This window comes from Pseudomaricurvus albidus (genome assembly GCF_018863235.1).
GTDB classification, from domain to species: domain Bacteria; phylum Pseudomonadota; class Gammaproteobacteria; order Pseudomonadales; family Cellvibrionaceae; genus Pseudomaricurvus; species Pseudomaricurvus albidus.
Genome location: NZ_JAHKRS010000004.1, coordinates 272,162 through 298,465, shown reverse-complemented (window position 1 = coordinate 298,465; position 26,304 = coordinate 272,162). Strand labels below are relative to the sequence as shown.

Genomic DNA, 26,304 nt, shown 5'->3' with positions numbered 1-26,304 from the left:
AAAAGTGCCAGACCTAAGACAATAAGAACGGGCTTTAACATTAGCTCACTGGCTTTCTCAGGAAAGCCACATCCGCACCGGCCAGATCCAGCTCGGCCCCAAGACGATGCGCAATAAACTGTAAGGTTTGCTCATGAAAAAAAGTAATGTGGGTAGGATCATTCTTGTAGTGCCAGGATTTAAACGCTTCAATATCGACAACACGCTTGGTCATGATTCCAAGCACTCCACCGGACTTTAATAACATCCAGAGCCTGTCAATCACACTCATGGGATCCGCCAGGTGCTCTACCACTTCGGTGGCGGCTATAAAGTCGTATTGTTGTTGCAACACCGAGTCATCCGGATAATAGTAGAGATCGTATTTTTCCACTGAATGACCAGCCTCTTCCAGCATTGAGGCAAGTGCCGGTCCAGGCCCACAACCAAAATCCAGCCCATAAGCTTTGGGTGGAATACGCTCACAAAAAGGGTCAAAAAAGCGAGACAGGAAGCGACGATAAGACGGGTCTTCAGGATGGTTCTCGTGTTTATCGTACTCTGCTTTTTCCAGAACAGGGTCAAGGTGGAAGTCAGCGGGCACGTGAACCGATAAACATTGGGGGCAATGATAATAATCTCTGCGTCGATCTTGATAAAACTTCTCAGTTGAGCCGAGACAAAAAGGACACAATTCAACGTTACTCATACTTCCCCGAAAACCGACCACAACAGAGCCTGAACTTCTACAGAGATTGAACACAAAGGGCCTCATAAGAGGCCCTTAAAACAGTTTGAGATATTTCGGCTTCTCAGCCAGCCTTAACTTCAGGCTACCTTGTGAGGCACTGAATTCAGAGAAGCTTCTTTGCGCTGGCCAGTTTCAGAAGAACCTGATTGAATTTCAATGGTCCGAGGCTTCATGGCCTCTGGAATTTCCCGAACCAGCTCTACATGCAGCAGACCATTTTCCAGCCTTGCCGTCTGCACACGTACATGATCAGCCAACTGGAAGCGGCGCTCAAAGTTGCGTGCTGCAATCCCCTGATGCAGGAACTGCCTGTCACCCTGCTCTTCGGCTTTCTTGCCGGTAATCGTCAGTGTGTTCTGTTCGGATTGAATACTCAACTCGGACTCAGTAAACCCTGCCAAGGCCATAGTGATTCGGTATTCGTTTTCGTCGATCAACTCGATATTGTAAGGAGGGTAACCTCCCTGACTTTGATCGTTACGACTCAGGTTATCCAATATGGAAGCCATGCGGTCAAAACCAATGGCAGTGCGATAAAGTGGAGAAAAGTCTGTATTACGCATAATCATACCCTTACATTGAAGCAATATGTGATTTGTCGGCCTATCCTGCGATCAGGCCATTCCGTTAAGCCCCTCTCATGAGCAGGCTTACTTCATAAATATGGCTTCAGTGTTTTTTTTCAAGGGTCCTAAATTATTTTTTTATTATTTTTTTGAGGTGGTGTGGAACGAAGCGCTTAGCGCACAATCGCGACAGACTTGATTTGCGCCCATAACCGTTGACCGGTTTTTATCTGTAAATGCTCCGCCGAACACCTTGTGATTCTGGAAAGCAGCCGGGTCTGACCGGCTCCCAGTCTCACAAGGCACATGGCTGGATCTGTATCCTGCCCCACTTCCAACACTTTCACCGGCAGCCTGTTCAGGATACTGGAGTCGTCGTGTGACTCTTTAGCCAAACTGACGTCACGGGCCAAAATCCTTAGCCGTATTGACTGACCGAGACGCTCGCCTGAATCCCTTAGCCAAAACTCCCCGCCCGAAAACTCAGCACGCAACAGGTGCCACCTGGAGGACTTTTCCACCACCGCTGCCTCAACAACCATACCAGCTTCTGACGCAGGTAGTGGCACATCAATCCTGGACAAGACCTCATTGAGCCTCCCCTCGGCGACAACCTTACCATCCTCCAGCATGACCAGATTGTCAGCCAATCTTGAAACCTCTTCCATAGAATGACTGACATACAAAATCGGAACTTTCGACTCCTCTTTCAGGGATTCCAAAAAAGGTAAAATTTCCTCTTTTCTGGCTGAGTCCAGGGATGCCAGTGGCTCATCCATCAGCAGCAGCTTTGGCTTAATCAGCAGCGCTCGCGCAATAGCCACCCTTTGACGCTCCCCGCCCGATAACTGATCAGGCAATCGACTCATTAGCGCTTGAATCCCCATTAACGAAAGGATATGGCTATAAAACTCTGCAGACGGCTTGTCTGATATTCTTCGAATGCCGTATTGAATGTTCTGCTCGGCAGTTAAATGCGGAAACAAGCCAGCCTCCTGGAAGACATAGCCTATGGAACGCTTGTGTGGAGCCAATAAATTTTCCTGATCCTGCCAAACCTCTCCGCCGACCTGAAGCCTGGCAATAAATCCCTCTGAGCATGCTTTTTTGTTAAAAGATTGCAGCCCGGCGATGCACCGAAGCAGAGTTGTTTTGCCAGAGCCCGAGTGCCCATAAATGGCCGTTACGCCGCTCATGGGCAGGCTGACATCGATGTCCAGAGAGAATGTATCAGGTCTGTTTTTATCACGGGCGGAGTACTTAAAAGAGAATTGTGCGTCGATGGTCTTTTCAGTCACTTGTCAGATCCCATACCCAATACGGGACTTGGCAAACTTTCTCTGGTACACGGACAGAGCCAACAATACGGCAAACGAGAACACGACCATCACCCCCGACAAACTGTGCGCATGGGTATAATCCAACGCCTCAACGTGGTCGTAAATTTGCACCGAAACCACCTGTGTTTCACCGGGTATGTTGCCACCAATCATTAAAACCAGGCCAAACTCACCGACAGTGTGGGCAAACCCCAGAATGGCTGCGGATATAAAACCAGGTTTGGCCATGGGCAACACGACAGTAAAAAAACGATCCCAGGGCCCCGCCTGTAAAGTAGCCGCGACTTCTAAAGGACGCTCACCCAGCGCCTCAATGGCATTCTGTATCGGTTGAACGACAAAGGGTAAGGAATAGAAGATTGATGCGACAACCAGCCCCTGAAACGTGAATGCCAGGGTTCCAAGTCCCAGAAACTGGGTCAGCTCACCCAGCCACCCTTGGGGGCCCATAGCGATCAGAAAGTAAAAACCCAATACCGTCGGCGGCAATACCAGCGGCAACGCCACCACCGCGCCAACGATGCCCCTCCACCAGGAATCCCTGCGAGCCAGCCACCAGGCTATGGGAGTACCGATAACCATAAGGCAAAGGGTAACCGTGGTCGCAAGGCGCAGGGTTAATCCAATTGCAGCAAGATCAGCCTCAGAAAACATCCCGCTTTCCCACAAAGATTCCGCGCCGCTTCATACGTTTCCGATCAAATACCATTTAGCGTCAATTAATTGTCCCCGCTTTAATCCCAGGCGGGGTTGTTACATCGGACGCATTAAGCGTCAATGAACTTGTGATGGCAGATCATACACCAGTTTGCAGACATTGCTTTAGTGCAGACTCGAGATCAGGGTAGGAAAACTCAAAACCGCTGCGCACAATCTGTTCAGGTACAACCCGCTGACCGCTGAGGAGCAACTCCTCCCCCATTTGGCCAAACAGTAACTTAACCGCCATGGATGGCATGGGTAACAACGCAGGCCTCCTCAGCTGTGCCGCGAACTGTCGTGTGAATTCCGCATTTGTTACGGCATTGGGGGATACTGCATTGATGGGCCCATGCAAGGTTTCGTGCTCCAGCACGAACAGTATCAGGCGAACCAGATCCTGGCGATGGATCCAGCTCATCCACTGCCTGCCGTGGCCTATTTGACCACCAACCCCCATAGAGAATGGTTTTTTCAGCTTCTCGACCATTCCGCCATCAGCCCCTAAGACAACACCGATTCGCAAACAGCAAACCACAGAGCCTAATGCAACAAACCGGGTAGCCTCCTCTTCCCAGCCTTTGCATAGATCATAGGCAAAACCAGGGTGGCTTCGGCCCTCCTCATTCAGCAACTCATCATCGTGCGCCCCATAAAACCCGACTGCCGAGCCAGAAATTACACGCTTGGGGGCCTGATCCTGCTGCCCGTAATACTCAACCAGGGTCCGGGTTAGCCCAATTCTGCTATCTTTAAGCTCTGCCTTGCGTCGGGAGCTCCAACGCTTGTCAGCAATCCCCTCTCCAGCCAGATTAATAACCAGCTTCGGCAAGGGATTGGGAAGCGCCGTCAGGGAATTCACATAGTGAGCTTTACTGTTTGCCCCAGCTCCACCACCTGGCTGACGACTCAGAACCCAGCATTCGTAGCCAGCATCTGCCAAATGCGATACCAGAACACGACCGATAAATCCGGTGCCGCCCGTGATAAGGACTCGCCCCTTATCGGTATGCTCAATAGATGTTGTACCTTGGTGAGTAACCATAATTGCTCCTTAATCACCGATCAGTTTAGCAGGAGCTTGCTTCACAGCGAGAAATAGGCGCATGGTATAAACGAGAACAGGCGACAGCCAGTATTGCCTGACTGTCGCTCACCCGGCAAGCCGGGTGCGAAGGTGTTTGAAATTGCTTTTAGAAATCGCCGATCAGAGACTTTTTGAACATCACCAGGCGCGGGCGGGACAGTCGTTTGGCATCGTAGATAAACACATACTCTGCACCATCATCTGATGCAGGAATGGTGCGACGGAACTTGTGACGACCAACTTCAAAAATTTGACGGCCTTTAGTAACTACAGAGTCAACGCGGTACTGGTCACCTCCCAGAAACTCAAAACTGGCAGCGTCTATTTTATTTCCTTCCAGGGCCAAATAACGAAAGGTCGGACGACCTGCACTCGAAGAAGACAGCAATTTTTCCAGCCGGGCAACTTCTTTTTGCGCGTACTCGAGTGCCTCTTTATCAAGCTCACTCAGTTCTTCCTTCTCAGAATCGCTGAAATCTTCTTCAACTGCTGACGCAACTGGCTCTTCGACAATGGTGGCTGAAGACTCGTTTTGGCCGGCAGCCGCAACCTCTGCAACTGCTGGCTGAGAAGTGGCTGGCGGCTCGATTACCGGCATAGCTGCAGCTGCACGTTTAGCAGCCTCAGCCTGACGCTTTTCTTCAGCCATACGTCGCTCAGCTTCTGCGCGCGCCTTATCAGCCTGGGCCAGACGGATTTTGGCCATTCTCTTTGCTGCTGCGACTTCACGCTCCTGAACCTCAATACGCTTTTGAGAATCTGCCACCTGCGCCTGCAATCGGGCTTGAGTCTCCTGTAACTCTTTCATGGACTCCTGAACACGCTCAAGACGTCGGGTACGGGTACGCACACCGCGCTCAGACATTTTCAAAGCATGCTCAGATAAGTTGAAGGCTCGCTGATTATCTTCGGAGTTATTCGCAGCAAGATCGCGCTTGGACTTTGCGTGCTCCTGTTCGGCGGCAGCCAACTCCTTCTGTGCGGTTTGTAAATCTTTCTGGGCGCGCTCAAGTTTATAGTCGTAACCAAAAAGCTCGTTTTCAATATCTTCCAGCTCTGATGAGCGGTTTTCGAACGCCTGGTAGAAACGGTCAAGCTTGTCTTCTTCCTGACTGACGGTTCCAGCTAAGATAGATTGTGAAGACGATAAAATAAGGGCTGATAGGACTAACTGTTTGATCATTTTCTGTACATCTTGGATATTGGGTTGTCTTCCGTAACATCCTGAAAAACAAAAAGCCTTTAGAATGCGGGTTTCAAGTAAGTTTCACTGTACCGAGCAACCCCTTGAATTACAAGAGAATCCCCTCTCATTGCGGGGCAAAAAACAACCAAATAAAGTAAACTTAGACCAGACATACATTATTTTTTTGCCTCAGGGAGATATCAGTGTCCTGCTACCAAAATATACTCTGTGCCATTGACCTGGATGCCAACAGCTCCAGGATTCTGAAAATGGCAATCTCACAAGCCGGCGGCCAAACCAGCAAGCTACAAGTCATACACACCTGCGAGCACCCCATCACCGGATACGGTGAACTGACTGGCAGCAATCTTCCAACCACAGAAGCTCAAATCAGACAAAAGGTCTATCCCGAGTTCAGAGCCATTCTGGAAAAGCATGAAATTCCTGCCTCTCAAGGGCACATCGAGTTTGGGCAACCCTCTGAGGCCATTCACAAACTGGCCACACAATTATCATGTGATCTGATTGTCGTCGGTAGCCATGGCCGGTCCGGACTGCAATTACTGCTTGGATCAACCTCCAATAGCGTTCTCAAGCACGCGCCCTGTGATGTTCTGACCGTGAAAGTTGAATAGGCAGGGACTAATGAAATCAGGCGTGAAATCGGGTTCACGGCCGTATATGAAGGGAATCTTGAAGAGATTATCCGAATAAATCTAGCACGGTGTATCTGAACCGCCAAGACATTTTCGGCTATTTCGAATTTTATTTGATTCTTCGCATTTTATTACAAAAAAACACTTGAATTTAAAACTGCCAGAGGCAATATAAATTTCAAAGGTGGCCGCCTTAGCAAGAACACTTCTAGCCTTAGCTAGAACTTCTCTAGATCCATAGGAGCTACTAATTATGCACAACATGAATAATGTCGTTTACCGTGACCTGGACGCCTCTCAAGCACTCACCAGCACCATCGACAAAAAGCTCAAAAAGCTTAATCGGATCTCCTCGCAAATTCAGAGTAGCCGGGTTGTGTTAGACAGTCCGCACCAACACAAACATAAAGGTAAACTCTATCGCGCTCAGATCGAACTGGGAGTCAAAGGCAATTCCTTCACGCTGCATCAGGACGACACTTCTATTCATGTCGCTGTAAGAGATGTTTTCAAAGCGGCCGAAAGAAAGCTTAAAGAGGTTACCGCCAAACAAAACAGCAAACCATCCGGCAAAAATATTCTGGATCTGGTTGAATCCCCTGAAGACAACGAACTTCACTAATTCAATATTAATATTTAGAAGTCAAACTCGGAAGTCGGCTCTGGCAACAGAGTCGACCTTTACAATATAGAACTACCCCCCTTCAGATTGCCCAATAAAATTCCAAGCCACTCAACACACTGCCGTCATTATCTTTCAGCGACTTTTTAATTCTGTGGTCCTATGCCAAACTTCAGTGATGCAATCACTATCGGCAATAAATAAGACGGACCTATGGCCAAATACATTCTTTCGATCGATCAGGGCACGACCAGTTCAAGAGCGATCATTTTCAACGAACAAGGTCTTCCACTCCAACAAGCGCAGCAAGAGTTCGAACAGATCTTTCCTGAAGATGGCTGGGTAGAACACGACCCAGAAACTATCTGGCAAACTACCCTTGAGGTATGCCAACAAGCCATACGGCAGGCGCGACTAAACGCTTTCGATATAACCTGTATTGGCATCACCAACCAGCGGGAAACCACAGTTGTCTGGGATAAGAATACCGGCAAGCCAATTTACAACGCCATTGTCTGGCAAGATCGTCGAACAGCCGAGACCTGTGAGACATTGAGACAACAGGGCCGGGAACCAATCATCGCGGGTAAAACCGGCCTGCTGATCGACCCTTACTTTTCGGCCACAAAAATCCATTGGATTCTGGAAAACATAGAAGGCGCCAAAGAAAAAGCTCAGCAAGGCGAGTTGCTGTTTGGCACCATAGACAGCTTTCTCTTGTGGCGTCTGTCTGGCGGCAAAAGCCATAAAACCGATGCCACAAATGCATCGCGCACCATGCTGTTCAATATCCATGAGCAGCAGTGGGACAACGACCTGCTTGACCTGTTTTCTATCCCCAAATCCATGCTGCCTGAAGTTTGTGATTGCAGTGCAGACTTTGGCTCCACCCTTCCCGAATTACTGGGAGCCGAGATTCCCATCACAGGAATTGCAGGAGACCAACAAGCGGCACTGATCGGTCAGGCCTGCTTCAAGCCCGGCATGGCGAAAAGCACCTATGGCACGGGCTGCTTTATGATTCTCAACACCGGCAAAACTGCCGTGCAATCGGAAAACCGCCTGCTCACGACCATTGGCTATCGCCTTAACGGTGATGTCACCTATGCCATTGAAGGCAGTATTTTCATAGCCGGAGCGGCCATTCAATGGTTGCGCGACGGCCTGCAACTTATCGATCACGCCTCTCAATCGGAAGCCTTGGCAGAGAGTGCCGATCAAAAATCCGGTGTTTATCTGGTACCAGCCTTTACCGGCCTGGGAGCCCCCTATTGGGATCCTAATGCACGAGGCGCCATTACCGGGCTGACTCGCGACACAGGCATTAAGGAGATCGTTGCTGCAGGCCTCAGGTCCGTCTGCTACCAAACCCGGGATCTTCTCGAAGCCATGGCAGCTGACGGCGCTAGCCTGCCCTCAACATTGCGGGTAGACGGCGGCATGGTTCAAAACAACTGGCTGGTGCAATTTCTGGCCAATCTGTTGAACACCGATGTAGAGCGGCCCCAAATCACTGAAACCACAGCACTGGGAGCCGCCTATCTGGCTGGCTTGCACAGCGGGATATTCTGCTCTTTAGAGCAAATTCAGAAACTCTGGGCCTGTGAACAGAAATTCAGCCCCGAAATGAAAGAGGCTACAAGGGAAAAGCTGTACCAAGGCTGGCTTGATGCGGTACGGAGGGTCACATCTCACTGAGATGGGCAGAACAGATACCCCAAAACGAAAAAAGCCCCCAAATTTGGGGGCTTTTAAGATGGGGTGGACGATGGGACTTGAACCCACGACGACTGGAATCACAATCCAGGGCTCTACCAACTGAGCTACGCCCACCATTGATCGTTGCCTTCTGACACCTGGTTAATGTCAGACCTGCCTGCGCGAAGATGGCGCGCCCGGCAGGATTCGAACCTGCGACCATCCGCTTAGAAGGCGGATGCTCTATCCAACTGAGCTACGGGCGCACTGTTTATTGCCGAGGGGCAATTTGGGTGAGCCCTGGACTCAAAGCCTGTAAAGGCAGCCTAGACTAGGCTCGAACTTTGAAATAGTGGTCGGAGTGGAGGGATTCGAACCCCCGACCCTCTGGTCCCAAACCAGATGCGCTACCAAGCTGCGCTACACTCCGACTTGTCTTAAGTGGCTGTTGCCGCTGAAGAGGTGCGCATATTACCCATGCACCCTTACCTCGTCAACGGCTTTTTTCAAAAAAATGTTCAACAAATGCAGTAACTTAGCCGAGCCTTTTCATAAACATGGCTCAATTGGTCATTCTTTGTTCTGGCCGCTTTATTATGCACCAGCTTAGCCTTGCAGGCCCCTTACTTCCAGAAAAGAAAGAATGATCAGGAATATCAAGCACATATTGGCCTGGACACCCCGCATGTGGGAGAATAGCCACCTGTTTATTACTCCTTTTTGACCACTCTATAGAACGGGAACCCTCGATGTCTGCACTGGTACTGGACGGCAAAGCACTCGCGCAAAAAACTGAACAAGAGCTTTCAGGCCGCGTCACCGCTTTAAAAGAAAAAAGTAATGGCCAAACCCCCATTCTTGCCACCATTCTGGTTGGCGGGGATCCGGCATCAGCCACATACGTCAAAATGAAAGGTAACGCCTGTACCCGAATCGGCATGGATTCCCTGAAAGTAGAAATGTCTGAAGAGACCACTACTGAAGAATTGCTGGCCAAAATCGACGAGCTCAACAACAACCCAAATGTACACGGTATTCTGCTGCAGCATCCGGTACCGGCCCAAATTGATGAACGCGCCTGTTTTGACGCCATTGCCCTGGAGAAAGACGTAGATGGTGTAACTTGCCTGGGCTTTGGCCGCATGAGCATGGGCGAAGAGGCCTATGGTTGCGCCACTCCTAAAGGCATTATGCGCTTGCTAGAGGCCTACAATATTGATATTGCAGGAAAACATGCCGTAGTCGTTGGCCGCAGCCCTATTCTGGGCAAGCCTATGGCGATGATGTTGTTAGGTGCCAATGCCACCGTCACCATCTGCCACTCACGCACACAGGGGCTGGAAGAGCACATCAAACAGGCTGATATCGTCGTTGGTGCCGTTGGCAAACCCGAATTCATCAAAGCCGACTGGATCAAAGACGGCGCCGTAGTGGTTGATGCCGGCTATCACCCGGGCGGTGTGGGCGATATTGAACTGGAACCTCTTAAGGACCGTGTTGCTGCGTATACCCCGGTACCGGGTGGTGTGGGCCCAATGACGATCAACACCCTGATTTATCAATCCGTCGATTCAGGCGAAAAGAAAATACTCTGATCGGATTGAAAATACACAGGGGCAGCAAGATGCAAATCCTGCTGCCCTTCCTCCAAACCAACCACTACAGACCAACCGGCTCGGAGTCCCATTTTGACACCTGCGGAAACCCTTCCGGTCATCTATCAGGACCAGCACCTGATTGCTGTCAACAAACCCACCGGGCTGCTGGTACATCGCAGCGAAATTGACCGCCACGAGACCCGCTTTGCCCTGCAAATCGTCCGGGATCAAATCGGACAGAGAGTCTACCCAGTTCACCGACTTGATAAACCCACTTCGGGTGTATTGGTCTTTGCCCTGGACTCTTCTTCTGCTCGTTCAATCAGTCAGGCCATTGAAGATAAGGCCGTCCGTAAAACCTACCATGCGGTAGTCCGTGGTTATATCGACCATCAGGGGCAGATCGATTACGCGCTGAAAGAAGAGCTGGACAAGTATTCGGACAAGAAGGCACGTCAGGACAAAGCGCCACAAAGTGCGCAGACGGATTACCGTCGGTTGGCGACCATAGAATTACCCGTAGAAATCGAAGGCTACCCGCAAAGCCGCTACTCTCTGGTGGAATGTCTGCCTGCAACCGGCCGCAAACATCAGATTCGACGCCACATGAAGCACATCAACCACCCGATTATTGGAGATGCCAAACACGGGCGTGGTCGACACAACCGCTATTTCAAAGAAGCGCTCAATGCCGGGCGCCTCTTGTTGCACGCCAGTCAGATGCAGGTGCCACACCCTGAGACTGGCGAGACTTTGGTGTTCAACGCCCCCGTTGATGAAACACTACACCAGCTTCTGGAACGGTTTGACTGGCTAGAGGCTCTTCCCAAGCAATGGCACAAAGAACAATTAAGGAATTGAACCCATGCGTTTAGATAAATACGTCAGCCATGTCAGCGACCTGTCTCGCAAGGAAGTCAAACGCCTTCTTCGTGCTGGCTATATCACTGTTGATGGCGAGGCCATTAAAGACCCCTCCACTTACATCAGTGAAACCATGGAAGTCTGTGTCGACGGGGAACCCTTGGAAGCCCCCCGCCCTCGTTATTTTATGCTTCACAAACCCCAGGGGTATGTCTGTGTCACCAAAGATCAAGACCATCCCACGGTTCTGGAATTGATTGATGAGCCCAACAAAGACAAATTACAGATTGCAGGCCGGCTGGATATCGACACCACTGGACTGGTTTTAATTACTGATGACGGCAAATGGAATCACGCGATCACATCCCCGAAGAGGGAGTGCAAGAAAACCTATTACGTGACGCTCGCCAGTGATATCAGCAGTGATACCGGCGCGCAATTTGCCGCCGGCGTAAAGCTTGACGGCGAACTGAAACCCACCTTGCCGGCAGATCTGGAAGTTCTCTTTTCCAATGAAGCACGCCTCACCATTTCCGAGGGTAAATACCATCAGGTTAAGCGTATGTTTGCCGCGGTTGGCAATAAAGTGGAAGAATTACACAGAGAAAAAGTCGGTTCCATTGTATTGGACCCCGACCTTGAGCCCGGAGAATATCGAGAACTTACAGAAGATGAAGTTCTCAGCGTTAAGGTATAAGTCCCACTATGTCCGACACCAGCTTTCAAATTCTGTTGCCTTTTTTGCAAGACACACAACCCCACACTCTCTGGATAGCGGATGAAAATGTCTTGCTGGCGGGTAAAGCTGTCAGTCCACACGACAACCTTAAAGTCATCACCAATCGTTACGACGTGTATCAGGACTGTCTCAGACGCTCATTTGACATACGCTTTAATGATTATGATTTAAGTCATATTGAAGACAGCAGTGTGGATCAAATCGTTTATCGGATTTCTAAAGAAAAACTGGTGGTACATCACCTGATTAATGAAGCCTTTCGCACCCTCAAACCCGGCGGAAAGTTGATCATTAGCGGCGAAAAGAATGAAGGGGTAAAATCTTATATCTCCAAAGCTGGAAAACTGCTGGGAGAAAACGTTTCAGCCAAAAAGAATGGCAACGGGTATATTGGCATTCTCAGTAAGCAATCTTCATTCTGCCCAGACCATCTGCTGGATGATAAACACTATCCAAGAATTCGTGAGATTGGCACAATCAATGAACACGCCATTCAGAGCAAGCCCGGGCTGTTCGGGTGGGAGAAAATTGACCAGGGAAGTCAGCTGTTAATGGATACGGCCGATCAGTACTTTGCCTCCAGGTCTTATCCTGCCTCTGTGCTGGATCTGGGCTGTGGCTATGGTTACCTCACGCTGAGAACCCTAAACTGGCCCGGAGTCGATCGACGTCAAGCCACTGACAACAACGCCGCTGCAGTGGCCTGCTCTACAGCGAACTTCAATCACTTCAAGCTGGCAGTTACCGTATCGGCAGATGATTGCGGCTCCAGCATCACATCCCAGTTTGACTGTGTTCTGTGCAACCCTCCATTTCATCAGGGTTTTTCTGTCGACTCCGGCCTGACCACCAAATTCCTGAAAAACAGTGCCGCGCGATTAGCCCCGAGCGGCATTGCCCTGTTTGTAGTCAACCAATTTATTGGTATCGAAAAAAGGGCTTTAGAGTTCTTTAAAAAAGTCGAGCCCCTGGCCAGTGACAAGCAATTCAAAGTTCTGGCTCTGTACAAATAAGGCCTGCACGGCCTGATCCATCAGCCTTCGGAATTCCCAGGAACAAATCGGGGCCAAGTCACAAGGCGGCCCCGGCAGGGTTAGCCCCGAATAAAAATGCCCCGGGAAATCGGCCCAACTCCCCGGGTTAATTTTTCTTCTATAATTATGGAGAAATGATTAATTTCTGCTACGGGATGAGTTGGAATGCCATCAGTAAATCCGATTACGCGGCCTGCGGCTGTTGCCGGAAGTTTTTATCCGGCACAGGCGGATCGATTGCGCAGCTCCGTACAAGCTCTTCTCATGGATGCTCAGGGTCGAATTAACAAAGAGAATTTCAGCGACAATCCTCAGGCACTGATTGTGCCTCATGCCGGCTACATTTACTCCGGTAACATTGCTGCCTCTGCCTATGTCAGCCTACCGGCCCCTGAGAAAATCCGCCGGGTTTTACTGCTGGGTCCAGCACATCGTGTGAGCTTTCACGGTGTTGCGTCACCGGATTGTGATCGTTTTGAAACACCTTTAGGTGAAATTCAACTGGATACCCGTGCGCTCTACCAGCTCAAACAGCAGCTTCTCATTAAAGATGATAAAAAAGCCCATCATTCAGAGCACAGCCTGGAGGTGCAACTTCCCTATCTTCAGGAAACTTTGGGGAAATTTGAGCTGGTCCCCCTGCTTGTAGGTAATGTTCCTCCTCAGCATATCGCCCAGATTATTGACGATCTTGTCGATGAATACCTGCAGGAAGGCTTGAGTCTGGATAACTTTCTAACCATCGTCAGCTCCGATCTGAGCCACTTCCATGAATACCAGACCGCAAACATTAAAGACAAAAGCACTTCGGAAGCCATCTGCCAGCGCTCTTCTTCCCTAAGCGGTGATGAAGCCTGCGGCTGCAGGGCAATCAATGGACTGATGATGAGTAATTTTGCTGCGCAGCTTGCTGTTCAATGCATTGAACGTGGTAATTCAGGTGATACTTGTGGCAACAAAGATCGAGTGGTGGGATACGGTGCTTTCGCTCTGACAAGCAAAACCCGATCAGATTCAACCTCACTGACCAACAGGACTACAGCGGCCAAGAGACACCCAAGTGAAACCAACCCGAAGCAGCAGGCTCCCTCTGTTTTAAAACCAGAACCCACCGACCGAGAAACAGACCGCAGCTACCAACCGATTAAGCTGAACGCCTCCGAGAAACGTTTCCTGCTGAATCTTGCTCGCTCAGCTATCGAGCATCATCTGAATCCAGACATGAAACTGCTCTCTGGATCCATTCCTGAAATTGTCAACAACAACTGGAGCTGTTTTGTAACCCTGAAAAAGCATGGAGAACTGAGAGGTTGCATGGGGGCACTGCAAGCCTACCAACCCCTCTATTTCGACGTTATTGAACACGCTCAATCCGCCGCGTTTCGCGATTACCGCTACCAACCTGTGACAGAAGATGAATTGAAGTTGATCGATATCGAAATTTCTGTGTTGTCTTCTGAATACCCTATCGAATTTTCATCTGAGAGAGATTTCCTGCAACAGATGACCCCCGGACAAGACGGCATTACGATAGAATCGGGACACCACCGCGCTACCTTCTTGCCCACCGTATGGGATCAGCTTAAAACCGCTGACGAATTCTTACTGCACCTTAAACAAAAGGCAGGACTTACTGTAGGAGCCTGGCCAGATGATATCAAAGCCTGGCGTTACTCTACTGCGCAATTTTCGGAGAAAGATTTCAGCTGATAAATTGGGGCGTTAAAGGCTGTGCCATTGACGAAGTTGGTAGTTAAGACGGCAACTGGCTTTTGTTTGATCAAGCTCTTTAAAACTCATGAGATTTTGTCGAAACTCGGTCCGAGAAGTTGTCTGCTGTGTAAACAAAGTCACACAATTCGAATACAGCGGAGTCGTAAACTGATACACCTGTTGCCAGGGGTTAATACTTTTATCAAGCCAAAAACAGTTTGCCAGAGCTTTGTGAGTATCAAAATTCACAACCACAGAACCCTCTTCCGTCACATTCTGCTTTAAGGTGGCACACCAACTTTCATCAAGGGGTACCGCCCTGCAAGGCTCACCGCCCTCTTCCCCAAAAAGATCGTCAATAATCAAATCAAACGGCGGCCCCTGATATTGCTTTAACCATTGGACCGCATCAGCCTCGATCAGCTGAAAGGCGTCACCACGCACATGGAAAAAACGTTTTGCAACCTGCAAGTGAATCCTGTTCAGCTCAACGCCCATAACGAGCTCCGGCTGTAGAAAATACTCTAATTGCTTCATGACGGCACCACCACCCACGCCCAAAACCAATACTCGCTTGACACTGCCTAAAGGGTGGAAGAATGCTGGCAGCAACAGCAGATCCCATACCGACCCGGCGACGGGTCGAGAAGGGCTGTATTGGCTATGAAATACACCATTGGTGTAAAGACGTCGGGTACGTCCAGCGGAACGTACTTCGTAATGGTCAAGCTCGTTATCGCGGGAAACTTTTTTTTGCCAAACAATAGCCATAAATAACGGATGTAATGAATAAGTTCGTTTAGGTCAGAGGAACAGGCTATCAGGAGTAGTAACGCTTCAAGGTATCCAGAGCTCCGTTTAGCTCGGCCAACTGAGAATCACTGCCCCCTCGATCGGGGTGTAAAATCATGGCTTTTTCACGGTAGCGTTTTTTAATCTGCACCATCGTCACTGGCTCCTGTAACCCCATCAGCTCCAGCGCTTCGAGACGATCATCCTGAGCGCCATATCGCCTCCAAAAGCTGTTCAACAATTCATCCACTGATTCAGTGGATGCAGATGTGAAGGTTTCCCAGGATAGATAGTAATCAGCCAACAACGGACTGACCTCAGTCAGTTCCTGCTGGTTTTCATCCCATTCCTCCTGGAGTCCAGCGCGAGGAGTAAAAACAATCGATAAAGCAGAAATCGTTAAACAGCCTGCTTGCGAGTCTATAAACTTGTTTCGCAACTGGTAGAGGGCATTCATGACCAAAAAATGGGTCTGAAAAAGGCCAAGTGATTCCCGCCCATAATCGGGCGATAAATAGTTCAAATCGATCAAATGACGAATAACAGCGTGCTCTGTCCAACTAACGCCAGGCGAGGCGGTCAAAATTCGCTCAATCGGTGCAATTAATGGATTATCCAAAACGTCTCCTGCTGATTTGCTTCCAGCTTACCAGAGGAAAGGGGTTAACGCTGTTCATTCGTGTGAATCTGCCAGGCTCACCTTGTCGTCAAAAGCCATCTGGTCAAGGGTCTGGACGCTCAGTATAATTGCCGCCCTCCATGGGTACTTGCCGTATGGTACCTGTCGTTTTTTTATTTGAGGTTCACCATGTTCAAAACAAATCAATATTTCGACGGTAAAGTCACCTCCATCGCCTTTCAAACCGAAACCTTACCAGCCACCATTGGTGTGATGGCTCAGGGCGAGTATGAGTTTGGTACCAGTCAAAAAGAATATATGACGGTAACCAGCGGCAGCCTGACCGTTAAATTGCCTGGAGCTGATGACTGGGCCACGTTCAAAAAGGGTGAGACATTTATCGTGGAAGCCAATCAAACCTTTCAGGTAAAGGCCGATGTTGAAAGCGCCTACTTGTGCCTGTACGAGTAAGTACTTGAAACAAGGCTAACGCTCTGAGCCCCTGTAAACGTAAAGATTACAGGGGCAGAAGCTCATATTTTGGGCCATTCCAGCAATTCAGGTTTCCCCCACGGCTCAATCGAAGTAAAGAAAGCCGGATTCAGAAAATACTCCCCCTGCTCAGGCAAGGCCTTAAAACGCTTTGTTTCCCCATTCCAGGGAAAGCTTAACTGCCAGGCGTGTAAGTAGGTTCGGTCACTGTCCTCTCCGCCATAACGCTTGTCCCCGAGTATTGGGGCCCCCAGTGATCGCATGGCCACTCTTAACTGATGTGTCTTGCCCGTATGCGGTTTGAGAAGATAGCTTCGAACTCCAGGCGCCAGTGACTGACTGAAAAACTGGGTCACCGCCGGGTTCTTCTGAGTCGTCGTCAACTTCCAGCTGCCCCGACGCGCCTTTTCCATATCCCCTTTAATGCTGCCTTGCTTCTTTTTGGGCTTGTTAAAACTCAGGGCAAGGTAATACTTTTCCACTTCACGAGCTTGAAACAGGCCTGACAATACCTGATTGCTTTCCGGCCGGCAGGCCATCAATAAAACTCCAGATGTTGGCTTGTCCAACCGATGGACCGGGAATAGCTTCTCAAGGCCAAGATCAGAAGCCACCTTTTCCAGCAAGCCATGCTGTCCATCGTCCCGCTGAACCGTGACACCGGGAGCCTTATTAATCACAACAAAATCATCGTTACGCTCAATGAGGGAATATTGCAAAAGAGCCCACCTCCAATTAGATTTAATGGTATACGGGTGTCATTAGTTATAAGCTCGATAATATATCTATACCCTCAAGAAGTATTCAATTACCTCTGAGAATACAGTTAGAGCATAGAACTTTTTTAAGGAGCATTGATGAATTACGACAAATTTGAGGAAGTCTACGAACTGTTTCCCACTGGCCGCTACGAGGTCAACAGTTTGCAACTAAGGGATCTGCTCCTGCACAACAGCTGTGAAGGGGTTGCAGTGAGAGTGCTTCACATAGGCACGGTCCTACTGGACAGAGCTGACGTCATTGAACGACTGAAAACAGACAACCACCCCCGGCTGGACGGCATCAAGATAACCTGCCTGGATGGTACTGTCATTATTGATGAACCTTCCCATGGCGGTGGCTGAATCCTTGGTAAGAGCTTTTGCCAGAGCCTCCAGATACAAGCGGTGATTTCTGGCCGCTATCCGGTGGAACTGCAGAAAAACTCTGACATACCAGGCACGCAGCTTGGGAACTTTCGACCAAATCCTGTGGGTTTCAGCAATTTTTTTGTTATCACAGACCTCAGCCTGTACTCCGCCCTACTGCTGCTATACTGGTTTCAGGTGTCCGTGATATCGGCTAGTCGAAAGGGGAAACCCCACGAGTGCTTTATTAAGTACTCTCAACTAAGCGATGGCAACGATGATCATATGAGATCCGTTGAACCGAACCGCATATTAGTTAACTTCTTAACCTGGGTCGATATGCGGGCACCACTTTCTCCCTCCTGTTTGTCACTCACCTGAATTTATTTCTCGCCCAATTCCTTCTTAACCATTAATGCGTCTGGAACTCACTGGCATGAATACGCTGTGATAGACTTTGCGGGCCATTTATACTGAGTTAATCACACGGACGCCCGTCAATGAGCGATATGACAGAGGAATACCGCCAGCAACACAAGCGACGCCTGAGCTATATGCCATGGCTATATTATTCACTCAAGCCCAAACATCGTGTCTGGGCTGAAGCTTGGCAGCAAGAGGTACAACAGCGCTTTTGCCAACTGGAAACCATTGTCGTTGGACAGGACTGTTTTATCGCCCCAGAAGCCAATTTGTTTGCTGAACCGGGTCGCACTGTATCGCTTGGCGACAAAACCCATATTGCCGCCAACAGCTTTCTCCATGGCCCGATCACTCTTGGCAATGGCGTGAGTATCAATCAGTCGGTTACTCTGGATGGAGGAAGAGCCGGAATCGTCATTGGCGACAACACCAGAATAGCAGCCCAGGTCTGCATGTTTGCCTTTAATCACGGGATGTCTCCCGACCGATTGATCCAGGATCAGCCAGTCACGTCAAAAGGTATCCATATCGGTAAAGATGTCTGGATTGGTGCTAATGTCAGCATTGTTGATGGTGTAAACATTGGCGATAAAGCGATTATCGGTATGGGAAGCGTAGTCACCAAGGATGTTCCTTCTGGCATGAAAGTCGCTGGAAACCCTGCCAGAATCATCGGAGAACGCTAGAAAGAAGGGTCGCCTTACGCTCCTTTCCTGTTTGTCATCAAGCCAATTTCGACAGCATTTTGGTGATTCCCGCAAGAAGAATACCCTTACAGAAATTATCTAATTGCCCTTTCTGTGCAGCTGGTTTTTTCAGTGTTATTCTCATCTCCTGTCCAATAAGAACAGCCTTGAAGCTAAGGCCCAATGGATAAAAAAATGCTGAGATTATAAAAACTTCACTCTTGAAATTGCCTTAAGTCTTATTCATTAAAGCAGCTTCAATATTTAGATTACAGGTATCAATATGTCTTTACCCGATATTCTTAAAGGCCGCTTGTCTGTCCCTGCCGTTGCCTCACCCATGTTTATTGTCTCTAACCCCACCATGGTGATTGAGCAATGCAAAGCCGGTGTCGTTGGCTCTTTTCCCTCTCTGAACGCTCGCGGTAAAGGAGAGTTTGAACAATGGCTGATACAAATCACCGAAGCGCTTGATGCCTACAACGCTGAAAATCCAGACAAGCCTGCGGCGCCCTTTGCAGTGAATCAGATCGTTCACAAATCGAACGACCGCCTCGAAGAAGACCTCGCACTTTGCGTAAAGTACAAGGTGCCGATTGTTATTACCTCTCTGGGAGCACGTGAAGACGTCAATCAGGCGATTCAGTCTTACGGTGGCATTACCCTGCATGACATCGTGAATAATTCCTTTGCTAAAAAAGCTGTTAAAAAAGGGGCAAACGGCCTTATTGCTGTCGCCACAGGAGCTGGCGGGCACGCAGGCAACCTGTCACCGATTGCCCTGATTCAGGAAATCCGCGAGTGGTTTGACGGACCTCTTTTATTATCAGGCTGCATTGCCACTGGGGATGCCATCCTCGCCGCTCAGGCCATGGGAGCCGATCTCGGCTACATTGGATCAGCATTTATCGCCACGAAAGAAGCCAATGCCGTCGATGGCTACAAGAATATGATTGTCGACAGCGGAGCAGAAGATATTGTTTACAGTAATCTTTTCACCGGCGTACATGGCAATTACCTGAAACCATCAATCACAGCTGCCGGCCTGGATCCTGATAATCTGGCCGAAAGTGATCCTTCAAAAATGAATTTTGGCTCAGGAGGCAACCAGTCCAGCAAAGCCTGGAAAGATATCTGGGGTTGCGGTCAGGGGATTGGTGCCGTCCATAAGGTTCAAACGGTTGCCGAATTTGTTGAGCAACTCAAAGAGCAATACGCCGCTGCCAAAGCACGAATCAACCGGTGAAAAATCCCCCACCCAATACTAAAAAAGGCCCTAATGGGCCTTTTTTAGTATCCGCTTATACTCTGTTCACCATAACTCATCGGCCAAACAACGATTTCAGCTGATCCAGTTTTTCGCTGTCTTCTTCACTTAACTTTTCTTTCAGTTTCTCTTCGGCTTTCTCTTTGGCCAAATCCTGAAGCTCATCCTTAGCGGCTTTTTCAGCTTTCGCCAACACAGGTTTGATAATAGCCTGAGTCATTTCTTCAGGAGTAAGACCATTATCTCGTGAGCCCAGATTGGTTAACTGAAGAGGTGGCAGGGTCAAGGAACGCTCTCCCCATTCTGCAGTGATAATGCGCATATTAATTCCCTGAAGCGTAAATTTCTCTATCGCCAGTTTGGTTTCTTCCGCGGGCATAGACTCCGAGTCAGCCGCCTGTTCACCGCTTGTATTACTGCCTTTACCAGAAGCTGTGTTTTTCTTGACGTTATCCATCAGGGTCTGAACATTGATCTGGGTTAACGCCTTTTCCTCGACCAACAGATGAGCATCGCTGACCAGTACTTCGTTCAATACAATGACATCGCCACCGAGACTTTTAAGATCAATATCCAGTGCAATTTCACCCAGACTGAAGGCGCTGTCCTGGCTGAATCCGGGTGGATTGGCAATGGTCAGATTGTGTAATTCACCCCGCCCTTCTTTGAGGGTGATTTTCGAGCTTTCAAGCCGAACTTCAGTACCTAAAACCTCACTCCCTGATTCCTCGACCACGGTTTTAATCATCTGGTCGAGGTTTTGCAAAACCAAAACAACCGCCACAGCCGCAATGGCTATAACTGCGACGACAAGTCCTGCAACAATTTTAAATGCCTTCATTCTATCTCCTTATGATGTTGTGTAACGATGCTTTAGATCTGTTCGGGGCTCTTCGGAATGTCCTCAGATGCATCAGGCTCGGCGGGTGCATTTTGTGCCCCGCTATTTTGCTGTTGCTGCACCTTTTCACGTGCCTTTTTCAACTCGTTTTCGACACTGTTTACCAATGACTCCCAACCATCCAGTATGGCGTTATTGGCTTGCCTGACCAGTCCTTCAACACTGTTATCACCCAGTTTCTCTACCTGTTCACTGAGCGCAGCCACTTCTTTATTCAATAAGGCGAGCTGCTGTTCCAGTTGCTGACTTTGTAATCTGGCCTCTTTCAATTGCTGCTGACCGTCATAGTACATCCAGCCCATTCCTGCTATGACCACCACAAGCAGTGCTAATATTAACTTTTGCATGATGAAACACCTCTGACTTATTTATAAGAAATGCACCCCTCAATGGGATTGTTAATCGTCGCTGACAGAACCTGTCGTTAACTTTTGCATATGCTTGATTAACCTTAGCTTAAGAGGCGCAGGAATGTTGCGAATCGTTAAACTGTCATCATTTTTATCGTAGACGATGGTCTCACCCAGACAGTCCGCCGCAAAGCTCATACTCAGTTGATCGTTTCGACCACTGATACGGACATATTGCTTCAACTGACGTCTGTCGGGAATAAGTTGATCCGGGGTTTCATCGTTTCGTGACTTAACAAACTCAGCGAACTTCTCCGGAGCACTATCATTAACGTGCTCAGATAAGTCTCGGATCACAACCGGCTCACCCCGTTTATCCTGATCCAGACAATAATCGACGATTTTATTGCGATAGACCTGCACTTCCTCTTCTTCAAGGGTGTCGCTGTAGGCCGAGACCACATCCAGGAAAGCCGTTGTTTCGGCACTGATGTCACGCTGATCCGCAAAACCAATCCACTTCCAGAACTGGTCAGTCAGGTCTTTATCGCCACGGGCTCTCAAGACACTGAGGTAACTGCCATCACCTTCACTCAGCCAGGCCGTCATATCAATTTTAGCCCCCAAGAGGACACCTCGAACATCCAGAAAACGCGAAGTCTGTAATGTCAGGTCTCCGTCCAGGTAAACACCTTCATTATGCAAAATCAAAAATACATACAGAGAATCCGCATCGGCCAGACTTTCGATGGCAAACAACAGATGTCCATCGACAACGACTTCAGTGTCACTCAGCAAAGATTGTAAGTGCTCGGTCGCTTTAGCTGTAAAACGCTCAAAACTTAACTTTTCTTCACGAAACTCACGCAACCATTGGGACACTAACGAGATCGAAAGATCATGATGGAATTGTCCATATTGCTTTCCAGCTTTACCGACATACGAGTTTTTTAACTCTCGCACCAGCTCTTCCAGATAAGCGGTGTTCGACATAGGCTGCTCACGCAAAGTGACTTCTACGGGGGCTTCGGTTCCCGCACGGCGAATAGCGTGGGCAATACAATGGCTGAGAGGCATTTTTACTCCTGAGGGATTCTGGACTGACAACGAAAACAGCCATTATAAGCCGCCAACCGCCATAACCTGCAACAGGATTGACGGATTTCGCGGATAAGCTGCATCGGGACACAGCAGGCTCTATAATGCCCCTCGATTAATGCTCTACGACTTGTGTGACAACTTATTGCAACAACAGGCAAACTGACCATGCGCTCTTTAGCTCACTTTTTAATCATTCTTTGCTGTCTCTCCGCTCCCGTCTGGGCCAACAGTGACGGTCCCGTCGAGATCACCGACTTGAACTGGTTGCAAAACCAGCATACAGAACAGCAGATCAAGCAGATCGACGAAATCACACGAACCAACTTTGGCGAGCCAATCCGGGGAACCAAGGCCGATCTGGAATTGCTCCAGAGGATCATCAACAAAGGTCTGATCAGCAAAGAGGACCACCTGGCTCAACAGGCTCTGGGCGCCGTATTAGGTGATGTGATGGTGAAAGACATGGGACTGGAATGGAAAAGCTACAAAGACAAACTGGGGAAGAGTCGAGCTGCCTGTGCGCCGGGCACAGAACAGTGCCTTTTCCCGATTACCATGCTGTCACGCCGCATGGCGGTTGGAATTTTGCCAAACGTCGCAGATCTGTACCAGGAAACCTCTGAGATGATCAAACCCTATCTGCCACAAAACCCTTATGATGCGGCAGTGCTCAAGACGCAAGCGACTCAAGACTAGAATGACGAGCAGCCTGAGTCCTGGTTGGCGAGAGGTAATGCCCCAAATCGCGGGATAAACGCTGCTTTGCAATCCGTATTTCACTGCGGAAACCGCTATCGTTAGACTCGCAAGCATCGACTCCCAGTATGGCGCATCGCTCTGCTGAGACGCTCGACAAGTACACCGTCAGGGACTTCTCCCGCGCGGTCGCCGCACCAAACAGGATTTCCACCCACTGATCGACACACTCTATGTAATCCCGCTCATTAAGGACTAGTACCGGCTTAAAGGCATTGTCCATTCCCAGCAATGTTTTTTCTCCGGGCGACCTTATCCCTTTAGGCAATACGAGAGTTCGGTAATATCTGAAGGGAAAACTGACCAGGCTCCAGAGATAACGCAACAGCCCGCCAAGAAAAAACAATGGCCAAATCAAGGTCAGACACAGCCCCTGCAAAAAACGACGCCAACGGACTTCAGACCAGGCCAGATTCCTTAAAGGCCTGGGCCAGAATACACTCCTGAAGGAAGTAAGGCGTCGCCTTAATGCCCGCTGTCTCAAGTGCAGTGCAAAATCCAGACAATTCCGCTCTTTAGGGGTAAGCATAGAAACCAATCTGCTCATAAGCTTCCCCATAGAGGCATTACTGCAACCACACGTCCTAATGCCGCATGATCGGTTATAGCCACACCTAAGATGCCGTTTAAACTACCTGCCACTTCCCTACCCATAGATTCTTGAGTGCAACCCCAAACTACGAATTCACTGTTACTAAGTTTAGATGATTACGCGCCAAGTACATTAAATGGTACGTGGCCTTGCAATATTTGCACCGTATTTGAGACAAAAGTACGAATTTTACGCGTCTGGGACCAAAAAGAAAGCACTTCCAGCTGCAATTGATCCCTTGGGTAACAACGACTTTTGCTACAAAAAACAGTAGGATAAGACAACCTTAAAAGGCAAAAGGGTCAGGCTTTGATTATTAGGCATCAGGATAAAATTCGCTCTCCCGAGGAGATCCGTAAAAATTTTGAAAAGCTGGGTTATATCTGCAGTGATTCCATCGCAACGGCGGTATACCTCGCCTGCCAGCTGCAAAAGCCCATCTTGGTAGAAGGCCCTCCTGGTGTTGGCAAAACCGAGCTGGCCAAAAAGACCTCTGAATATCTGTCTTCGCCATTAATTCGTATGCAGTGCTATGAGGGGCTCGATGAAGCCAAAGCGCTCTACGAGTGGAAATATGGCAAACAACTCCTTTATACACAGTTACTAAAGGATCAACTCGGTGATGTAATGCGTGGCGCCAAAGGACTGGATGAATCGGTTGAGCGCCTGCATCAGTTTGGGGATATCTTCTATTCTGAGGAATTCCTTGAAACACGCCCTCTTCTACAGGCCTTGAGGGAACCTGAAGGCGCCATTCTGTTGATAGATGAAATTGACAAGGCCGACCAGGAATTTGAAGCCTTCCTGCTCGAATTATTGTCCGATTATCAGGTTTCCATCCCTGAGATAGGCACCGTCAAGGCGACTTCACGCCCTATTGTTATCCTCACCAGTAACAATACCCGTGAACTGGGGGATGCCCTAAAACGGCGCTGCCTGCACCTCTACATTCCCTTCCCTGACCCCAAACTGGAGCAGAAAATCATCGCCAGTCAGGTTCCCGACATGGGAGAGGCGCTGCGCAAACAAGTGGTTGAATTCGTCAAGCAGCTGCGTCAGATGGCTCTGAAGAAGGTTCCGGCAGTCAGCGAAAGTATTGACTGGGCCAGGGCGCTTTTACTGTTGAATGTGGAGAATCTGGACCGCGACTGGATAGAAAGTACCCTGAACCTGTTGCTGAAATTTCAGGAAGATATCGAAGTGGTTGAACCCGAGCTTAACCAGTTACTGCAAAAGATGCGTCAAGCTGGAGCCTCAGGTCCCTAATGCAACAGGTTATTGGCGATTTTATACATTCGCTGCGACATCATGGTTTGCCCGTTTCACCGGCGGAAACCCTGGATGCCTTGCATGCCGTCAAACTGATTGGGTTTGAAAACCCTGATCAGCTGAAGTCGGCGCTGGGGATGACTCTCGCCAAAAACCTGCCCCATCGCCTTCAGCTGGAAGAGCTCTTCGACCAGTTCTTTCAACTGAATACAGAATCCCCGGATGCCAGCGAAGAGAGCTTAAGTCAGCCGCCCACTGACACTACAGATGACACTGATGGGTTAAAGAACGATTCTGAAATCCACCGGGATCTTGAACACAGTGAGATAACATCCCCGCTTGGCCAAATGTTGCTCAACGACGATCAAACTGCGATACAGGTGACCATCGCCGGCAATGGTCAGGCTGCCGGTGCCAGCGAAATGAAGCTGTTTACTCAAAAAGCACAGGTCAGCTATCGTATTCTCCAGCAAATGGGAGATCGGGAGCTCACTCGGGAGCTCTCCGAGCTTGCAGACGACGCTCAGAACGCAGAACTGATTGAAGACATCAAACAACGTCGTCAGCGACTGCTGGAACAGATTAAAGACTATGTGGAACAGCAATATCTGCTGTTCAGCGAAAAGTCCGGACAAAACCTCCGAGAATTCAATCTGCAAAAAGTGAAGCTGACCAACGTGGATCACAGCCATATGCATCAGATGCATCGGCTGGTACAAAAAGCAGCCAAACAGCTCGCATCCATGCACAGCCGCAGACGGAAAGTGACCAAACGGGGTTTGCTGGATGTCCGCAAGACCATTGCCGCCAATGCGGCATACGATGGCTTTTTGTTCCATACGAAATGGAAATCTACTCGCATCGAACGCCCAAAGGTCATGGTGCTCTGCGATGTCAGTGGTTCTGTCAGCCGGGTCGCCCGATTTTTACTGTTGTTTCTGTATAGTCTTCAGGACGTCTTGCCGCGCGTGAGATCTTTTGTATTTGCTTCCAATCTGGGAGAAGTTACCGATGAATTCTCTCGCCTCGATATTGAAGACGCTCTGGCCCATATTATGGATGAATGGGCGAATCGCCCCACTGATTATGGCTGCGCACTTGAGGATTTTAAGCAGCTAGCCATGAGTGATATCGATAATAAAACCACCGTGATCATGCTGGGAGATGCCCGTAACAACAACAGTGATGGTAAAAACCACATATGGTCAGAGGTGTATCGACGCAGTCAACGGGTCATCTGGCTGAATCCGGAAAGCCGATACAGCTGGGACAGTGGCGATTCAATCATGAAGGAATACGCTCCCTATTGTTCCGTGATTGAACCCTGTAATTCTCTGCGGGACCTTAGCCGCATTCTTGGATCGCTGCTGAAAAACAGTTAAGAAATAACTTTACAT

The 26,304-nt window shown here is 49.1% G+C and carries 28 protein-coding genes and 3 tRNA genes; 15 read left to right on the top strand and 16 right to left on the bottom strand.

Annotation, left to right across the window (positions count from 1 at the left end):
* Nucleotides 1-40: 40 nt before the first annotated feature.
* The 6 genes from KOI40_RS09580 to KOI40_RS09555 form a co-directional block, all read right to left on the bottom strand.
* Entirely contained in the window at nucleotides 41-583 is a 543-nt protein-coding gene (locus KOI40_RS09580; RefSeq protein ID WP_369413169.1) for a class I SAM-dependent methyltransferase, read from the bottom strand.
* A gap of 224 nt (nucleotides 584-807) precedes the next feature.
* The gene (locus KOI40_RS09575) at nucleotides 808-1,293 is read right to left on the bottom strand and encodes an Hsp20 family protein (RefSeq protein WP_216097281.1); all 486 of its coding nucleotides are present in this window, start codon (nucleotides 1,291-1,293) and stop codon (nucleotides 808-810) included.
* A 176-nt stretch (nucleotides 1,294-1,469) separates the two neighbouring features.
* Nucleotides 1,470-2,594 (bottom strand): molybdenum ABC transporter ATP-binding protein, encoded by a 1,125-nt coding sequence (gene modC, locus KOI40_RS09570; protein ID WP_216097280.1) that lies wholly within the window; start codon nucleotides 2,592-2,594, stop codon nucleotides 1,470-1,472.
* Nucleotides 2,595-2,597: 3 nt separating this feature from the next.
* Nucleotides 2,598-3,290 carry a molybdate ABC transporter permease subunit gene (gene modB / locus KOI40_RS09565; protein ID WP_216097279.1) on the bottom strand — a complete coding sequence of 231 codons (693 nt, stop codon included), beginning with the start codon at nucleotides 3,288-3,290 and terminating at the stop codon, nucleotides 2,598-2,600.
* Between the two features lie 142 nt (nucleotides 3,291-3,432).
* Nucleotides 3,433-4,380, bottom strand: coding sequence for a TIGR01777 family oxidoreductase (locus tag KOI40_RS09560; RefSeq protein ID WP_216097278.1), 948 nt, complete (start codon nucleotides 4,378-4,380; stop codon nucleotides 3,433-3,435).
* A 148-nt stretch (nucleotides 4,381-4,528) separates the two neighbouring features.
* Nucleotides 4,529-5,605 (bottom strand): coiled-coil domain-containing protein, encoded by a 1,077-nt coding sequence (locus KOI40_RS09555; protein ID WP_216097277.1) that lies wholly within the window; start codon nucleotides 5,603-5,605, stop codon nucleotides 4,529-4,531.
* Nucleotides 5,606-5,811: 206 nt separating this feature from the next.
* Between KOI40_RS09555 and KOI40_RS09550 the strand changes: the two genes are divergently transcribed.
* The 3 genes from KOI40_RS09550 to glpK all read left to right on the top strand — a co-directional run bounded on the left by KOI40_RS09550 (nucleotide 5,812) and on the right by glpK (nucleotide 8,584).
* Nucleotides 5,812-6,243 carry a universal stress protein gene (locus KOI40_RS09550; RefSeq protein WP_216097276.1) on the top strand — a complete coding sequence of 144 codons (432 nt, stop codon included), beginning with the start codon at nucleotides 5,812-5,814 and terminating at the stop codon, nucleotides 6,241-6,243.
* A 274-nt stretch (nucleotides 6,244-6,517) separates the two neighbouring features.
* Nucleotides 6,518-6,886, top strand: a complete 369-nt coding sequence (locus tag KOI40_RS09545) for an HPF/RaiA family ribosome-associated protein (RefSeq protein WP_216097275.1) — start codon at nucleotides 6,518-6,520, stop codon at nucleotides 6,884-6,886.
* Between the two features lie 213 nt (nucleotides 6,887-7,099).
* The gene (glpK, locus tag KOI40_RS09540) at nucleotides 7,100-8,584 is read left to right on the top strand and encodes a glycerol kinase GlpK (RefSeq protein ID WP_216097274.1); all 1,485 of its coding nucleotides are present in this window, start codon (nucleotides 7,100-7,102) and stop codon (nucleotides 8,582-8,584) included.
* A gap of 59 nt (nucleotides 8,585-8,643) precedes the next feature.
* Here the strand turns inward: glpK and KOI40_RS09535 are convergent.
* The 3 genes from KOI40_RS09535 to KOI40_RS09525 all read right to left on the bottom strand — a co-directional run bounded on the left by KOI40_RS09535 (nucleotide 8,644) and on the right by KOI40_RS09525 (nucleotide 9,014).
* Nucleotides 8,644-8,719: transfer RNA gene (locus KOI40_RS09535), tRNA-His, on the bottom strand.
* 54 nt (nucleotides 8,720-8,773) lie between these two features.
* Nucleotides 8,774-8,850 (bottom strand) — tRNA-Arg (locus KOI40_RS09530).
* Nucleotides 8,851-8,937: 87 nt separating this feature from the next.
* Nucleotides 8,938-9,014: transfer RNA gene (locus KOI40_RS09525), tRNA-Pro, on the bottom strand.
* A 319-nt stretch (nucleotides 9,015-9,333) separates the two neighbouring features.
* Between KOI40_RS09525 and folD the strand changes: the two genes are divergently transcribed.
* From folD to amrB, 5 genes are all read left to right on the top strand, one after another.
* Nucleotides 9,334-10,179, top strand: a complete 846-nt coding sequence (gene folD, locus KOI40_RS09520; protein ID WP_216097273.1) for a bifunctional methylenetetrahydrofolate dehydrogenase/methenyltetrahydrofolate cyclohydrolase FolD — start codon at nucleotides 9,334-9,336, stop codon at nucleotides 10,177-10,179.
* A 93-nt stretch (nucleotides 10,180-10,272) separates the two neighbouring features.
* On the top strand, nucleotides 10,273-11,043 hold the full coding sequence (truC, locus tag KOI40_RS09515; protein WP_216097272.1) for a tRNA pseudouridine(65) synthase TruC: 771 nt from the start codon (nucleotides 10,273-10,275) through the stop codon (nucleotides 11,041-11,043).
* Between the two features lie 4 nt (nucleotides 11,044-11,047).
* A complete protein-coding gene (gene rsuA / locus KOI40_RS09510) occupies nucleotides 11,048-11,743 on the top strand; it encodes a 16S rRNA pseudouridine(516) synthase RsuA (RefSeq protein ID WP_216097271.1) in 696 nt (231 codons plus the stop codon).
* A gap of 8 nt (nucleotides 11,744-11,751) precedes the next feature.
* Nucleotides 11,752-12,798 carry a class I SAM-dependent methyltransferase gene (locus tag KOI40_RS09505; RefSeq protein WP_216097270.1) on the top strand — a complete coding sequence of 349 codons (1,047 nt, stop codon included), beginning with the start codon at nucleotides 11,752-11,754 and terminating at the stop codon, nucleotides 12,796-12,798.
* Nucleotides 12,799-12,984: 186 nt separating this feature from the next.
* Nucleotides 12,985-14,529, top strand: a complete 1,545-nt coding sequence (gene amrB / locus KOI40_RS09500) for an AmmeMemoRadiSam system protein B (RefSeq protein WP_216097269.1) — start codon at nucleotides 12,985-12,987, stop codon at nucleotides 14,527-14,529.
* 12 nt (nucleotides 14,530-14,541) lie between these two features.
* Here amrB and KOI40_RS09495 read toward each other — a convergent pair whose 3' ends face one another.
* Together KOI40_RS09495 and KOI40_RS09490 are read right to left on the bottom strand one after the other, a co-directional pair.
* Nucleotides 14,542-15,303: a spermidine synthase gene (locus KOI40_RS09495; RefSeq protein WP_216097268.1), complete on the bottom strand. Its 762-nt coding sequence runs from the start codon at nucleotides 15,301-15,303 to the stop codon at nucleotides 14,542-14,544.
* A 49-nt stretch (nucleotides 15,304-15,352) separates the two neighbouring features.
* A complete protein-coding gene (locus tag KOI40_RS09490; RefSeq protein ID WP_216097267.1) occupies nucleotides 15,353-15,943 on the bottom strand; it encodes a DNA-J related domain-containing protein in 591 nt (196 codons plus the stop codon).
* Between the two features lie 189 nt (nucleotides 15,944-16,132).
* On the opposite strand from KOI40_RS09490, the gene ppnP reads away from it, so the two are divergent.
* Complete coding sequence (gene ppnP / locus KOI40_RS09485; RefSeq protein WP_216097266.1) at nucleotides 16,133-16,414, top strand: pyrimidine/purine nucleoside phosphorylase; 282 nt, start codon at nucleotides 16,133-16,135, stop codon at nucleotides 16,412-16,414.
* Between the two features lie 62 nt (nucleotides 16,415-16,476).
* Here the strand turns inward: ppnP and KOI40_RS09480 are convergent, their stop codons facing one another.
* On the bottom strand, nucleotides 16,477-17,154 hold the full coding sequence (locus KOI40_RS09480) for a TIGR01621 family pseudouridine synthase (protein WP_216097265.1): 678 nt from the start codon (nucleotides 17,152-17,154) through the stop codon (nucleotides 16,477-16,479).
* 138 nt (nucleotides 17,155-17,292) lie between these two features.
* On the opposite strand from KOI40_RS09480, the gene KOI40_RS09475 reads away from it, so the two are divergent.
* From KOI40_RS09475 to KOI40_RS09465, 3 genes are all read left to right on the top strand, one after another.
* Nucleotides 17,293-17,559, top strand: a complete 267-nt coding sequence (locus tag KOI40_RS09475) for a hypothetical protein (RefSeq protein WP_216097264.1) — start codon at nucleotides 17,293-17,295, stop codon at nucleotides 17,557-17,559.
* Between the two features lie 503 nt (nucleotides 17,560-18,062).
* On the top strand, nucleotides 18,063-18,671 hold the full coding sequence (locus KOI40_RS09470; RefSeq protein WP_216097263.1) for an acyltransferase: 609 nt from the start codon (nucleotides 18,063-18,065) through the stop codon (nucleotides 18,669-18,671).
* Between the two features lie 283 nt (nucleotides 18,672-18,954).
* Nucleotides 18,955-19,917 carry an NAD(P)H-dependent flavin oxidoreductase gene (locus KOI40_RS09465; protein ID WP_216097262.1) on the top strand — a complete coding sequence of 321 codons (963 nt, stop codon included), beginning with the start codon at nucleotides 18,955-18,957 and terminating at the stop codon, nucleotides 19,915-19,917.
* A gap of 76 nt (nucleotides 19,918-19,993) precedes the next feature.
* Here KOI40_RS09465 and KOI40_RS09460 read toward each other — a convergent pair whose 3' ends face one another.
* The 3 genes from KOI40_RS09460 to KOI40_RS09450 are packed head-to-tail and all read right to left on the bottom strand — an operon-like array spanning nucleotide 19,994 to nucleotide 22,266.
* Nucleotides 19,994-20,779 (bottom strand): AsmA family protein, encoded by a 786-nt coding sequence (locus KOI40_RS09460; protein ID WP_216097261.1) that lies wholly within the window; start codon nucleotides 20,777-20,779, stop codon nucleotides 19,994-19,996.
* Between the two features lie 32 nt (nucleotides 20,780-20,811).
* Nucleotides 20,812-21,186, bottom strand: coding sequence for a hypothetical protein (locus KOI40_RS09455; protein WP_216097260.1), 375 nt, complete (start codon nucleotides 21,184-21,186; stop codon nucleotides 20,812-20,814).
* A 51-nt stretch (nucleotides 21,187-21,237) separates the two neighbouring features.
* Nucleotides 21,238-22,266: a nucleoid-associated protein gene (locus tag KOI40_RS09450; protein ID WP_216097259.1), complete on the bottom strand. Its 1,029-nt coding sequence runs from the start codon at nucleotides 22,264-22,266 to the stop codon at nucleotides 21,238-21,240.
* A gap of 189 nt (nucleotides 22,267-22,455) precedes the next feature.
* Between KOI40_RS09450 and KOI40_RS09445 the strand changes: the two genes are divergently transcribed.
* Nucleotides 22,456-22,986: a DUF3806 domain-containing protein gene (locus KOI40_RS09445; protein ID WP_216097258.1), complete on the top strand. Its 531-nt coding sequence runs from the start codon at nucleotides 22,456-22,458 to the stop codon at nucleotides 22,984-22,986.
* Here KOI40_RS09445 and KOI40_RS09440 read toward each other — a convergent pair.
* On the bottom strand, nucleotides 22,961-23,269 hold the full coding sequence (locus KOI40_RS09440; RefSeq protein ID WP_216097257.1) for a hypothetical protein: 309 nt from the start codon (nucleotides 23,267-23,269) through the stop codon (nucleotides 22,961-22,963). The genes KOI40_RS09445 and KOI40_RS09440 overlap by 26 nt on opposite strands.
* A gap of 678 nt (nucleotides 23,270-23,947) precedes the next feature.
* Between KOI40_RS09440 and KOI40_RS09435 the strand changes: the two genes are divergently transcribed.
* Together KOI40_RS09435 and KOI40_RS09430 are read left to right on the top strand one after the other, a co-directional pair.
* The gene (locus KOI40_RS09435) at nucleotides 23,948-24,904 is read left to right on the top strand and encodes an AAA family ATPase (protein WP_216097256.1); all 957 of its coding nucleotides are present in this window, start codon (nucleotides 23,948-23,950) and stop codon (nucleotides 24,902-24,904) included.
* The gene (locus tag KOI40_RS09430) at nucleotides 24,904-26,289 is read left to right on the top strand and encodes a vWA domain-containing protein (protein ID WP_216097255.1); all 1,386 of its coding nucleotides are present in this window, start codon (nucleotides 24,904-24,906) and stop codon (nucleotides 26,287-26,289) included. Before KOI40_RS09435 ends, KOI40_RS09430 begins: the two co-directional genes overlap by 1 nt.
* Nucleotides 26,290-26,304: the final 15 nt, after the last annotated feature.

Excerpts from the sequence above, each read along its gene's own strand:
- KOI40_RS09505 (WP_216097270.1), top strand. The coding sequence starts at position 11,752 with ATGTCCGACACCAGCTTTCAAATTCTGTTGCCTTTTTTGCAAGACACA.
- KOI40_RS09465 (WP_216097262.1), top strand. The coding sequence starts at position 18,955 with ATGTCTTTACCCGATATTCTTAAAGGCCGCTTGTCTGTCCCTGCCGTT.
- KOI40_RS09450 (WP_216097259.1), bottom strand. The coding sequence starts at position 22,266 with ATGCCTCTCAGCCATTGTATTGCCCACGCTATTCGCCGTGCGGGAACC.
- modB (WP_216097279.1), bottom strand. The coding sequence starts at position 3,290 with ATGTTTTCTGAGGCTGATCTTGCTGCAATTGGATTAACCCTGCGCCTT.
- KOI40_RS09545 (WP_216097275.1), top strand. The coding sequence starts at position 6,518 with ATGCACAACATGAATAATGTCGTTTACCGTGACCTGGACGCCTCTCAA.
- KOI40_RS09440 (WP_216097257.1), bottom strand. The coding sequence starts at position 23,269 with ATGGACAATGCCTTTAAGCCGGTACTAGTCCTTAATGAGCGGGATTAC.
- rsuA (WP_216097271.1), top strand. The coding sequence starts at position 11,048 with ATGCGTTTAGATAAATACGTCAGCCATGTCAGCGACCTGTCTCGCAAG.
- KOI40_RS09430 (WP_216097255.1), top strand. The coding sequence starts at position 24,904 with ATGCAACAGGTTATTGGCGATTTTATACATTCGCTGCGACATCATGGT.
- KOI40_RS09455 (WP_216097260.1), bottom strand. The coding sequence starts at position 21,186 with ATGCAAAAGTTAATATTAGCACTGCTTGTGGTGGTCATAGCAGGAATG.
- glpK (WP_216097274.1), top strand. The coding sequence starts at position 7,100 with ATGGCCAAATACATTCTTTCGATCGATCAGGGCACGACCAGTTCAAGA.
- ppnP (WP_216097266.1), top strand. The coding sequence starts at position 16,133 with ATGTTCAAAACAAATCAATATTTCGACGGTAAAGTCACCTCCATCGCC.
- KOI40_RS09495 (WP_216097268.1), bottom strand. The coding sequence starts at position 15,303 with ATGGCTATTGTTTGGCAAAAAAAAGTTTCCCGCGATAACGAGCTTGAC.
- KOI40_RS09460 (WP_216097261.1), bottom strand. The coding sequence starts at position 20,779 with ATGAAGGCATTTAAAATTGTTGCAGGACTTGTCGTCGCAGTTATAGCC.
- amrB (WP_216097269.1), top strand. The coding sequence starts at position 12,985 with ATGCCATCAGTAAATCCGATTACGCGGCCTGCGGCTGTTGCCGGAAGT.
- KOI40_RS09555 (WP_216097277.1), bottom strand. The coding sequence starts at position 5,605 with ATGATCAAACAGTTAGTCCTATCAGCCCTTATTTTATCGTCTTCACAA.
- KOI40_RS09470 (WP_216097263.1), top strand. The coding sequence starts at position 18,063 with ATGAGCGATATGACAGAGGAATACCGCCAGCAACACAAGCGACGCCTG.
- KOI40_RS09475 (WP_216097264.1), top strand. The coding sequence starts at position 17,293 with ATGAATTACGACAAATTTGAGGAAGTCTACGAACTGTTTCCCACTGGC.
- KOI40_RS09445 (WP_216097258.1), top strand. The coding sequence starts at position 22,456 with ATGCGCTCTTTAGCTCACTTTTTAATCATTCTTTGCTGTCTCTCCGCT.
- KOI40_RS09560 (WP_216097278.1), bottom strand. The coding sequence starts at position 4,380 with ATGGTTACTCACCAAGGTACAACATCTATTGAGCATACCGATAAGGGG.
- KOI40_RS09575 (WP_216097281.1), bottom strand. The coding sequence starts at position 1,293 with ATGCGTAATACAGACTTTTCTCCACTTTATCGCACTGCCATTGGTTTT.
- folD (WP_216097273.1), top strand. The coding sequence starts at position 9,334 with ATGTCTGCACTGGTACTGGACGGCAAAGCACTCGCGCAAAAAACTGAA.